Source organism: Streptomyces sp. BJ20 (assembly GCF_022869105.1).
GTDB classification, from domain to species: Bacteria; Actinomycetota; Actinomycetes; order Streptomycetales; family Streptomycetaceae; genus Streptomyces; species Streptomyces griseoincarnatus.
The window spans coordinates 7,332,636-7,344,462 of the sequence record NZ_CP094918.1; the positions used below are offsets into that span (position 1 = coordinate 7,332,636).

The following is an 11,827-nucleotide window of genomic DNA, read 5'->3' on the forward strand; positions in this document are numbered from 1 at the left end:
GCGTTCCGGCGCGTGGAGCGTGCGTAGTCCCACGTACGCGATGCACCTTCACAGGAGGATCTGCCATGAACGTTCTGACCGAGCTGCTCGCCGGTGTCGTCCACCTCGTGGGCTGGCTCGTCTGACGTGCCGGAGGGGGCCGTCCCGACGCTGTGCCGGGGCGGCCCCCTCGTGTGTGCGCGGGGGTCGGCTAGGACACCGCGACCAGTGTCCCCGCCTCCTCCTCCCGCAGCGCCATGTCCCGCAACGGCCCGTCGACGACGCGCAGTTCCTCGTACGGTCCGCGCTGCGCCACCCGTCCCGCCTCCAGCACGATCACTTCGTCCACCGCGTCCAGCCCGGCCAGCCGGTGGGTGACGAGAACGGTGGTGCGGCCCTCGGTGGCGGCCAGCAGATCGGCCGTGAGCGCGTCCGCGGTCGGCAGGTCGAGGTGCTCGGCGGGCTCGTCCAGCACCAGCACGGGGAAGTCCGCCAGCAGGGCCCGCGCCAGGGCGAGCCGCTGCCGCTGTCCCCCGGACAGCCGCGCGCCGTGCTCGCCCACCAGCGTGTCCAGCCCGTCCGGCAGCCCGTCCACCCAGTCCAGCAACCGGGCCCGGCGGAGCGCGTCGCGCAGATCGGCCTCGGTCGCGTCCTTCCGCGCCAGCAGCAGGTTCTCCCGGACGGAGCTGTTGAACAGGTGCGCGTCCTGCGCGCACAGCCCTACCATGCGCCGTACGTCGTCCCCGTCCAGGGCGCGGGCGTCCACACCCGCGAGCGTGTAGCTGCCGGCGCCGGGTTCCAGGAACCGCAGCAGCACCTGGGCGAGCGTCGTCTTCCCGGAGCCGGAGGGACCGACCACCGCGACGCGGCGGCCCCGCTCCAGCGTCAGGTCGAGCCCGGCGAGCGCGTCCCGGTCCTGCCCGGGGTGGCGGGCGGTGAGTCCCGTGAGGGTGAGCGGGAACGGTGAGACGGGCGCCCGTCGGGGCGTCTCCGGCTCGCGTACGGGCGGCCGCGCGTCCAGCACCTCGTACACGCGCTCCGCGCTGTGGCGTGCCCGCTGCCGGTACCGCACGGCGAGGGGCATGCCGAGGACCGCCTCGAACGCGGCCAGCGGGGTGAGGACCACCACGGCCAGGGCCACGCCGTCGAGCCGCCCGGAGGTCACGCCCTGCACGCCGACGAGCGCGGCGGCCGCCACGGTCAGCCCGGAGATCAGCGCGGTGAGCCCGTCGCCGAGTCCGGTGACGGCGGCGGAGCGCGACGCGATGCGGGTCAGCACGCCGTCGGCCCGCCGCGTCCCCTCGGACCGGGCGGGCAGCGCCCCGGCGACGGTCAGCTCGGCGGTGCCGCTGAGCAGGTCGGTCACCCGGGTGGCGAGGTCGCCGCGGGCCGGGGCCAGCCGGCGCTCGGTGCGCCGCGCCACAGCGACGGTGAGCAGCGGCACGACCGCGCCCGCCAGAAGAAGCCCGGCCGCGAGCACGGCACCGGCCTCGGGCAGCAGCCACGCGGTGAAGCCGACGGACAGGGCGGACACGGCGAGGGCGGCGCCGGCCGGGAGCAGCCAGCGCAGCCAGTAGTCCTGGAGCGCGTCCACGTCGGAGACCAGCCGGGTGAGCAGGTCGCCCCGGCGGGTGCCGCGCAGTCCGGCGGGCGCGAGGCGTTCCAGTCGCCGGTAGACCGCGACCCGGGTGTCCGCCAGCATGCGCAGCACGGCGTCGTGGGACACCAGCCGCTCGGCGTAGCGGAACACGGCCCGGCCGATGCCGAAGGCGCGCGTCGCGGTGACGGCCATCATCAGGTACAGCACCGGCGGTTGTTCCGAGGCACGGGAGATGAGCCAGCCGGACGTGGCCATGAGGCCGACGGCGCTGCCCAGGGCGAGGGCGCCGAGGAGCAGCGCGAGCGTGATCCTCCCCCGCCGGGCGCCCGACAGGGCACGGACCCGGGCGAGCACACGGCCGGGAGCCGGCCCGGCGGGCGCGTCGGTGACCGGCTCGGTCGTCCCGGAGCCCGCTTCGGGCGCCGCGCCGGACGTCGCGTGTGCCTCCGTCCGGCCCGAGGCGACGGCCACCTCGTCGCGAGCCTCGGGCATCGGCAGCCGGACCACACGGTCGGCGACGGCGAGCAGCGCCGGTCGGTGCACCACGAGCAGCACCGTCCGGCCCTCCGTCAGGCGCCGTACCGCCGCCACGACCTCGGCCTCCGTGGCCCCGTCGAGGGCGGCCGTCGGCTCGTCGAGCAGGAGCACGGGCCGGTCCGCGAGGAACGCGCGGGCCAGCGCGAGCCGCTGCCGCTGCCCGGCCGAGAGCCCCGCACCGTCCTCACCGAGTACGGTGCCGGCGCCGTGGGGGAGGGCGTCCACGAAGTCCAGCGCGCCCGCGTCCCGCAGCGCGCGCCGCACCGCCGCGTCGTCCGCGTCGGGGCGGGCGAGCCGGACGTTCTCCGCGATCGTCCCGGCGTACAGATGGGGCCGCTGCGGCACCCAGGCGACGCGGCGGTGCCACTCGGCCAGGCCGAGTCCGGTGAGGTCGGCCCCGCCGACGCTCACCCGGCCCGCGTCGGGACGGACGAAACCCAGCGCCGCGCTGAGCAGGGTGGATTTCCCGGACCCGCTGGGCCCGACCAGGGCGACCGTCTCACCGGGGGCGACGGTGAACGATACGTCCGTCACGGCGTCCGTGACCCGGCCGGGGTAACGGACGGTCACGTTCTGGAAGGCGAGGGGGCCCTGTGGCACCGTGCCCTGCCCCTCCGTGGGCACGGGCGTCTCGAGCACCGTGAAGATCTCCTCGGCCGCGCCGAGCCCTTCCGCGGCCGCGTGGTACTGCGTCCCCACCTGGCGCAGCGGCAGATACGCCTCCGGCGCCAGGATCAGGATGAGCAGACCCGTGTAGAGGTCCAGCTCGCCGTGGACCAGGCGCATGCCGATGGTCACGGCGACCAGCGCCACGGAGAGGGTGGCGAGCAGTTCCAGCGCGAACGAGGAGATGAAGGCGATCCGCAGCGTCCGCATGGTCGCGCGCCGGTACTCGGCGGTGATGGCGCGGATCGACTCGGCCTGCGCCTTGGCCCGCCCGAAGACCTTCAGCGTCGGCAGCCCGGCCACGACATCCAGGAAGTGCCCGGACAGCCTCGACAGCAGCAGCCACTGACGGTCCATCCGATTCTGGGTGGCCCAGCCGATCAGCACCATGAAGACGGGGATGAGCGGCAGGGTGCCGACGATGATCGCCGCCGACACCCACTCCTCCGTGACGATGCGCGCCAGCACGGCGGCCGGGACGACCACCGCGAGACCCAGCTGGGGCAGATACCGCGAGAAGTAGCCGTCGAGGGCATCGACTCCCCGGGTCGCCAGGGTGACCAGCGACCCGGTGTGCTGCCCGTCCAGCCAGCCCGGCCCGAGGGCCGTCGCCCGGTCCAGCAACCGCCCCCGCAGCTCCGACTTCACGGCGGCGCTCGCCCGGTGCGCGGCCAGCTCGGTCAGCCAGCCGACCAGGCCCCGGCCGGCCGCCGTCGCGACGAGCAGCAGCAGGGGCGTGCGCAGCTCACCGGCGGGCCGGCCGTCCTGGAACGAGCCGACCACGATCTCGGCGATGAGCATGGCCTGGGCGACGACCAGCCCCGCGCCGACGGCTCCGAGGCCGACGACCGCTGCCAGGAAACCCCGGGTGGCACGCGCGTACCGGAGGAGGCGGGGGTCGATTGGTTTCACGTGAAACACACCCTCAGTGCACGAGGTCGGCGATGTGCTGCGTGCCGATCCGCTTGCGGAAGACCCAGTAGGTCCAGCCCTGGTAGAGCAGCACCAGCGGGGTGGCGACGACCGCCAGCCAGGTCATGATCTTCAGCGTGTACGGGCTGGACGAGGCGTTGGTGACGGTCAGGCTCCACTCGGGGTCCAGGGTGGAGGGCATGACGTTCGGGAACAGCGTCAGGAAGAGCATGGCCACCGCGGCCACGATGGTGACGCCGGACAGGGTGAACGCCCATCCCTCGCGTCCCGCCTGATTGGCTCCCAGGGCGGCGACCAGGGAGGCGACCGCCACACCGAACGCGACCAGGCTGGCCCCGTCGCCGCTCTCGACCTGCGTCCACAGCAGGAAGACCAGCGCCAGCACGGCGGTGACCAGACCCACCTTCAGAGCCAGCTTCCGCGCCCGCTCCCGGATGTCCCCGACCGTCTTGAGCGCCGTGAACACCGTGCCGTGGAAGGTGAACAGGGTGAGCGTGACCAGACCGCCCAGCAGGGCGTACGGGTTGAGCAGGTCCCAGACGGTGCCCACGTACTCGAAGTCGGCGTCGAGCCTGACCCCCCGCACGATGTTGCCGAAGGCGACACCCCACAGGAACGCCGGGAGCAGCGAGGTCCAGAAGATCGCCGTCTCCCAGTTGCGCTGCCAGTTCTCCTCGGGCCGCTTGGCCCGGTACTCGAAGGCGACCCCGCGGACGATCAGGCAGATCAGGATGGCGAGCAGCGGCAGGTAGAAGCCGGAGAAGAGGGTGGCGTACCACTCGGGGAAGGCGGCGAAGGTGGCGCCGCCGGCCGTGAGCAGCCAGACCTCGTTGCCGTCCCACACCGGGCCGATGGTGTTGATGAGCACCCGCTTCTCGGCCCGGTTCCGGGCCAGCAGCCGGGTGAGGACACCGACCCCGAAGTCGAAGCCCTCGAGGAAGAAGTAGCCGGTCCACAGGACGGCGATGAGGACGAACCAGACGTCGTGCAGTTCCATGACAGTGCAGCTCCCTCGGCCTAGTACGAGAAGGCCATCGGCTTGTCGGCGTCACGGACGTCGCCGCCGAGCCTCGTGGGCGGGTTGAGGTCGGAGTCGCTCAGCTCGGGCGGCCCCGCCTTGACGTACTTGACGAGCAGCCGGACCTCGATGACGGCCAGCACGGCGTAGAGCAGGGTGAAGACGGTCATCGAGGTGATGACCTCGGCCTGGGACACGCCGGGGGAGACCGCGTCCTCGGTGCGCATCACGCCGTAGACGACCCAGGGCTGACGGCCCATCTCGGTGAAGATCCAGCCCCAGGCGTTGGCGATCAGCGGGAAGGCCATCGTCCACACCGCGGCCAGCCAGTAGAGCCGGGTCAGCCGGGATCCCAGCGGCTTCTTCAGCAGCACAAGGTGCGGCACCTCGTCCTCGCCGGTGCGGTACGCGGCCGGCAGGAAGAACTTCTTCCGGGTGAGCCACAGCCCCAGCAGGCCCACCGAGAAGGAGGCCATGCCGAAGCCGATCATCCAGCGGAAGCCCCAGTAGGCGACGGGCACGATGGGCTTGTAGTCGCCGGGCCCGAACTTCTCCTGCAGCGCCTCGTTCGTGTCGTTGATCCCGGGCACATAGGACTCGAAGTCGCTGTGGGCGAGGAAGGACAGCAGGCCGGGGATCTCCAGGGCGACCTCGTTGTGCCCCTTGTCGACGTCGCCATAGGCGAAGACGGAGAAGGGCGCGGGCTCCTCGCCGTCCCAGAGGGCCTCGGCGGCGGCCATCTTCATCGGCTGCTGCTCGTACATGACCTTGCCCAGGGTGTCGCCGCTGATCGCGGTGAACAGTCCGCCGACCGCCAGGGTCACCAGGCCGAGCCGCAGCGAGGTGCGCATCACCGGGATGTGCTTCTTGCGCATCAGGTGGAAGGCCGCGATGCCGACCATGAAGGCGCCGCCGGTGAGGAAGGCCGCCGAGAAGCTGTGGAAGACCTGGTTGAGCGTGGTGTTCTGGGTGAGCACCAGCCAGAAGTCGGTGAGCTCGGCGCGGCCCTTCTCGCCGTTGATCCGGTAGCCGACCGGGTGCTGCATCCAGGAGTTGGCGGCGAGGATGAAGTACGCCGACAGCAGCGTGCCGATCGACACCATCCAGATGCAGGCCAGGTGGATCTTCTTCGGCAGCCGGTCCCAACCGAAGATCCACAGGCCGATGAAGGTGGACTCGAAGAAGAAGGCGATCAGCGCCTCGAAGGCGAGCGGGGCGCCGAAGACGTCACCGACGAAGCGCGAGTAGTCGGACCAGTTCATCCCGAACTGGAACTCCTGCACGATGCCGGTGACGACGCCCATCGCGATGTTGATCAGGAAGAGCTTGCCCCAGAACTTCGTCGCCCTGAGGTACTTCTCCTTCTCCGTCCGCACCCAGGCGGTCTGCAGCCCGGCGACGAGGGCGGCGAGCGAGATCGTCAGGGGAACGAAGAGGAAGTGGTAGACGGTGGTGATGCCGAACTGCCATCGCGCCAGGGTCTCCGGCGCCAGAGCCAGATCCACGTCGTCGCTCCTTACTTCGCCGTGGTGCAGCAGCCGCGCGGGGCCCGCTCCATCCCCGGCCATCTCGGGAGAAACGGGATGCGCTTGTGAACGCGTTCACATTCACAAGCAATTATGACCTACTGCTTTTCCGACCTGGAAGGGGGGTCCTGTGTGACGTCAGCCCCTTCTCCGGGCAAGCCCCGACGAGGCCTCGCGGCCGGTCCCCGACGCACGGGAGCGGCCGGCGGATCAACCGTCGGCCGCTCCTCGTCCGTGCTGGTCGGGTCTGCTGTCGCCGCAGGTCAGCCCCGGGCGCGGAACTCCTCGGTGACCTTCAGGAAGATGTCGTTCGCCTCCGTCTCACCGATGGTGACCCGAACGCCCTCGCCGGGGAACGGCCGGACGACCACGCCCGCCTGCTCGCACGCCTGCGCGAACGGCACGGTGCGCTCCCCCAGCCGCAGCCACACGAAGTTGGCCTGGGTCTCGGGCACCGTCCAGCCCTGGGCGCGCAGCCCGTCCACCACCCGGTTGCGCTCGCAGACCAGGGAGCCGACCCGGCCGATCAGCTCGTCCTCGGCCCGCAGCGAGGCGACCGCCGCCTCCTGGGCGATCTGGCTCACGCCGAACGGCACCGCCGTCTTGCGCAGCGCCGCGGCCACCGGCTCGTGGGCGATGGCGAAACCGACCCGCAGCCCGGCGAGACCGTAGGCCTTGGAGAAGGTGCGCAGGACGCAGACGTTGGGCCGCTCGCGGTAGATCTCCACGCCGTCCGGCACCTCGGGGTCGCGGATGAACTCGCGGTAGGCCTCGTCCAGCACCACCAGGACGTCGCGGGGCACCCGGTCGAGGAACCGCTCCAGCTCGGCGCGGCGCACCACGGTGCCGGTCGGGTTGTTGGGGTTGCAGACGAAGATCAGCCGGGTCCGCCCGGTGATCGCGTCGGCCATCGCGTCCAGGTCGTGCACGTCGCCCTCGGTCAGCGGGACCTGGACGGACGTGGCGCCGCTGATCTGCGTGATGATCGGGTACGCCTCGAAGGAGCGCCAGGCGTAGATCACCTCGTCGCCGGGGCCCGAGGTGGCCTGCAGCAGCTGCTGGGCCACGCCGACCGAGCCGGTGCCCGTCGCCACGTGGGACGCCGGCACACCGAAACGCTCGGCCAGCTCGGCCGTGAGGGCGGTGCAGGCCATGTCCGGGTAGCGGTTGAAGGAGGAGGCGGCGGCCGTCACCGTCTCCATCACGCCCGGCAGCGGCGGGTAGGGGTTCTCGTTGGAGGACAGCTTGTACGCCACCGGCCCGTCGGCCGCCGCGGGCTTGCCCGGCTTGTAGGTGGGGATCCCCTCCAGCTCGGCGCGCAGCTTGGGGCTCGTCTCGCTCACCGCAGTCCTCCTCGCGAAGACCGGCGGCCCATGACCGCCGCCGACATCCAATACTGCTCACCTTATGAGGATTCGGCCTCGCTGCGTACAGGGGCGACGACCGGGCCTTCCTCCTCCTGCGTCACATGGACAACACGGGAAACATCGCTCGTACGGGTACGAAGGGCGTGCGGGTCAGGGGCGCGCCGCACATATATCTATGCGCCGGTGGTTCGCGCCGTGGCGCGCGTCACCCGTGCAGGTGAGTTGAGACCTCTTCGCAACATCGCACCCTCGCCAGGCACGCGTGCACGGACACGTCAGGGACTGGCATTGAACCGTTCAACACCCATGGTTTCCATGGTGATCGATGCGAAATGATCATGCAGAAACGTGCCTGTCAACGCGTGCATATGCGTCCGCCCTACCCCACCGTATGAGCCCTACTATCGGCTCGCCATGACAGCAGCAGGGAAGCACCAGGTGAGCCGCGCGGAAACCTCACGCCGAGGCAGCCGGCCGGGTCGAGCGGGCATCAGGGACGTGGCCGCCGCCGCCGGAGTCTCCATCACGACCGTCTCCGACGCCCTCAACGGCAAGGGCCGGCTCCCGGACGCCACCCGGCGCCACGTCCGCGAGGTGGCCGACAGACTGGGGTACCGCCCCTCGGCCGCCGCCCGTACGCTCCGCACCGGGAAGTCCGGACTCATCGGCCTGACCGTGACGACGTACGGGGATGAACCTTTCACCTTCACCGAGTTCGCGTATTTCGCCGAGATGGCGCGGGCCGCCACGTCCGCCGCGCTCGCCCGCGGCTACGCCCTCGTCATCCTGCCCGCGACCTCGCGTCACGACGTGTGGTCCAACGTGGCCCTGGACGGCACGGTGGTGATCGACCCCTCCGACCACGACCCGGTGGTCAGCGAGCTGGTCCGCCAGGGCTTACCCGTGGTCTCCGACGGCCGCCCGGCCGGCTCCCTGCCGGTCACGGCCTGGGTCGACAACGACCACGAGGCCGCCGTGCTCGGCATCCTCGACCACCTCGCCGACGCCGGCGCCCGTCGCATCGGCCTGCTGACCGGCACCACCACCGACACGTACACCCACCTGTCGACCACCGCGTACCTGCGCTGGTGCGAGCGGATGGGGCAGGACCCGGTGTACGAGGCGTACCCGGCGCACGACCCGTGCGCGGGCGCCGTCGCCGCCGACCGGCTGCTCGCCCGCCCGGACCGCCCCGACGCGGTCTACGGCCTCTTCGACCCCAACGGCACGGATCTGCTCGCCGCAGCTCGCCGCTACGGGCTGCGCGTGCCGGAGGACCTGCTCATCGTCTGCTGCAGCGAGTCCACGGTGTACGCCAACACCGAGCCGCCCGTCACCACACTCTCCCTGAAACCCCGCCGCATCGGCACGGCGGTGGTGCAGCTGCTGATCGACGCCATCGAGGGCGTCGACTCGGACCAGCCGGTCGAGCAGGTGATACCGACCGAGCTGATCGTGCGCAGGTCGTCGCAGCGCCGGCCGCCCCGCACGACGGTCAGCCCGCCGAGGTCGCCGCAGGGCACATGAACACCCGGGGGCGCGAAGGCCGGAGGGCCAGGGAGGAGGCCCCGCTTCCGGAGGGGTGAGGCGAGGCGGAACCCGGCCCGCTCAGGGCTCCCGGGGAAGACGGACCGGCCGTCCTGCGGAACGGTCCGGTCGACGGAGGCGGGCTCGGGGATGCGCGCCCCCGGGGGGCGACACGCGGAGTGCGCGCCGCAGGAATGACGAGGGGACGAACCGGAAGCAGGACGACGGCCTCGGGCGGCGGGACCGGCCCGGAAGCGGAATCCGGACCACCGGCCGGGCACCGGGCGAACCCCGGTCGGACGTTCGTGGAGCGTCCGGGGGAACGCCCGGGCGTCGGTGTCGAACACCATTCGACAGGCCGGAGACCCCCGCAAACGGGGCGAAAACCCCGATGAACCGGAGTCCTGTTCTGATTCACCACCCCTGGGTCATCACACGGCGCGATCCGCATTCCTATGATGGGCCCACGACACCGCGGGCCGCTGCGACCAGGCAGTCCGACGCGGTGCAGATGCGGCGCGATGGTGGAGGGGTCGATGACTCAGGGGGCCGGTCAGGGACCCGAGGTGGAGCGGACGGCGACGTTGCGCGACTTCCGGGTGCCCGCGTACGTCCACGAGACCGGTCCGTACGTCCACAGCAGCACCCACCCCGGTGACGTCGTCCCGCCGGCCGAGGAGGCGTACCCGGAGGGGTACACGCCGACCCAGCGGGACCTCCCCGTCATCAACCGGGGTGACACGGTCCAGGTGACCGTCGACCCCGTGACCGCGCCCGCCCCGCAGCCCGCCACCGGCAAGGGCCCGCTGTACGTGGTCGGCGACGTCCACGGCTATCTGGACGAGCTGGTGGCCGCCCTCCAGGAGCAGGGACTCATCGACTCCGCGGGCAACTGGTGCGCCGGCACCGCGCGCCTGTGGTTCCTCGGCGACTTCACCGACCGCGGTCCGGACGGCATCGGCGTCATCGACCTGGTGATGCGGCTGTCCGCCGAGGCCGCCGCGGCCGGCGGGTACTGCAAGGCCCTCATGGGCAACCACGAGCTGCTGCTGCTCGGCGCGAAGCGGTTCGGCGACACGCCCGTCAACTCCGGCGCGGGCACCGCCACCTTCCAGGCCGCCTGGCTGCTGAACGGCGGCCAGAAGACCGACATGGACCGCCTCCAGGACCACCACCTGCAGTGGATGGCACGCCTCGACGCCGTCGAGGAGGTCGACGGCCATCTGCTGCTGCACTCCGACACCACCGCCTACCTCGACTACGGCCGTTCGATCGAAGAGGTCAACGACACGGTCCGCGAGACCCTCACCCGCAACGACGCCGACGAGGTCTGGGACCTGTTCCGCAAGTTCACCAAGCGGTTCTCCTTCCGGGACGAGGGCGGCGCCGACGCGGTGCGTTCCCTGCTCCATACGTACGGCGGCACCCGGGTCGTTCACGGCCACAGCCCGATCCCGTATCTGCTGGGCGAGGTCGGCTCCGAGGACGGCGAGGACGACGGCGGCCCCACGGTGGCCGAACCGCACGTGTACGCCGACGGACTCGCCATCGCGATGGACGGCGGTGTGACGATGGCAGGAAAACTGCTGGTACGGAAGTTGCCGTTGACCAACTGAGGGGTGCGCGGGCCCTGTTGAGACGCCCCTCGGCCGCATCCCGGGGACGGCAATTTCCGCAGACCCCCTGTCACCGCGCGCCGTCACCGCTCTACCATCGGCTTATCCGTAGCAGGCTCCCCTCCGTTTCTGCCCGACGGCTCGTCAGCATGCCGAGCCCCAAGCCCTACGGAGCATCGGGGGATGCACATGAACAGCGTTCCGCAGCACCTGCTGAGCGAGGACCGCCAGGACTACGAGCGGATTCTCGATGAGGCGCTGCGCTCCGCACCACACAACCCGGAGCTGGCCGCGGTGGGACAGCGGCTCAACTCGGAGCAACTGCGCACGATGGCGCTCAGCGCCACCGCGCTCATCAGCGCGGCCGCGGCCACCGAGTACCAGCACTACGTGAAGGTCCGCGAGGAGGCCCGCAGGCCGCCCACGGTCGACCCGTCCGTGCGCGACGCGGGCACCGGTGAGCCGGGCGCCGGCGGCGCGGCGGGATTCGCCGCGTCGATGGGCGAGATGGCCGAGGCCGCCGGAGCGGGGGTGGCGGCGGTCGTCGCCGTCCTGGCGCCGGTCCTGGCCGGGACCGCCGCCGCGATATTCCTGCTCGTCGGCTTCGTGCTGCGGACGCTCGATTCCGAGAACGAGTTCGCCGGGACGATGCTGACCACCGGCTGGGTGTTCGGCGCGGTCACGGCGGTCGCCATCCTCGTCGCCGGAGCGGGCCTCCTGCTCACCGCGCTGCGCAACAAGCCCTCGGCGCTCGGGGGGACGTACCGCGAACTCGACGAGGAGGTCGCCCAGGCCAGGGACGCCTGGCGCGAGGCGCTGCTGGAACGGGGCATCGTGCCGTTCCTGCGGGAGGCGCTCGCCGACCCGACGGGGGCCACGGCGCTGCAGCACACGGCGCCGAACGCCCCGACCAGCCGCATCCCGCACCTGGGGTACGACCGGCCGGGCTTCTCCAGCCCCGACGACGGGAGGCACCGGGGCACCCGCCCCAGCTACTCCAGCCCGGACTACTCGAGCCCGGACTTCGGCGGTCCGGAACACCAGCCGGAGTAGCCGCC

The 11,827-nt window shown here is 71.7% G+C and carries 7 protein-coding genes; 3 read left to right on the plus strand and 4 right to left on the minus strand.

Features of this window, described 5'->3' with window-relative positions; genetic code table 11:
• Positions 1–190: 190 nt before the first annotated feature.
• The 4 genes from cydD to hisC all read right to left on the minus strand — a co-directional run bounded on the left by cydD (position 191) and on the right by hisC (position 7,602).
• The gene (gene cydD / locus MTR79_RS33080; protein WP_244792945.1) at positions 191–3,694 is read right to left on the minus strand and encodes a thiol reductant ABC exporter subunit CydD; all 3,504 of its coding nucleotides are present in this window, start codon (positions 3,692–3,694) and stop codon (positions 191–193) included.
• Between the two features lie 13 nt (positions 3,695–3,707).
• The gene (gene cydB, locus MTR79_RS33085; protein WP_086702828.1) at positions 3,708–4,712 is read right to left on the minus strand and encodes a cytochrome d ubiquinol oxidase subunit II; all 1,005 of its coding nucleotides are present in this window, start codon (positions 4,710–4,712) and stop codon (positions 3,708–3,710) included.
• Positions 4,713–4,732: 20 nt separating this feature from the next.
• Positions 4,733–6,238: a cytochrome ubiquinol oxidase subunit I gene (locus MTR79_RS33090; protein ID WP_244792947.1), complete on the minus strand. Its 1,506-nt coding sequence runs from the start codon at positions 6,236–6,238 to the stop codon at positions 4,733–4,735.
• A gap of 284 nt (positions 6,239–6,522) precedes the next feature.
• The gene (gene hisC, locus MTR79_RS33095; protein WP_086702831.1) at positions 6,523–7,602 is read right to left on the minus strand and encodes a histidinol-phosphate transaminase; all 1,080 of its coding nucleotides are present in this window, start codon (positions 7,600–7,602) and stop codon (positions 6,523–6,525) included.
• Between the two features lie 438 nt (positions 7,603–8,040).
• Here hisC and MTR79_RS33100 point away from each other — a divergent pair, with 438 nt between their 5' ends.
• The 3 genes from MTR79_RS33100 to MTR79_RS33110 all read left to right on the plus strand — a co-directional run bounded on the left by MTR79_RS33100 (position 8,041) and on the right by MTR79_RS33110 (position 11,822).
• Positions 8,041–9,153, plus strand: a complete 1,113-nt coding sequence (locus MTR79_RS33100; RefSeq protein WP_078895299.1) for a LacI family DNA-binding transcriptional regulator — start codon at positions 8,041–8,043, stop codon at positions 9,151–9,153.
• A 521-nt stretch (positions 9,154–9,674) separates the two neighbouring features.
• The gene (locus MTR79_RS33105; RefSeq protein WP_244792949.1) at positions 9,675–10,769 is read left to right on the plus strand and encodes a metallophosphoesterase; all 1,095 of its coding nucleotides are present in this window, start codon (positions 9,675–9,677) and stop codon (positions 10,767–10,769) included.
• A 183-nt stretch (positions 10,770–10,952) separates the two neighbouring features.
• On the plus strand, positions 10,953–11,822 hold the full coding sequence (locus MTR79_RS33110) for a hypothetical protein (protein ID WP_086702834.1): 870 nt from the start codon (positions 10,953–10,955) through the stop codon (positions 11,820–11,822).
• Positions 11,823–11,827 lie beyond the last annotated feature (5 nt).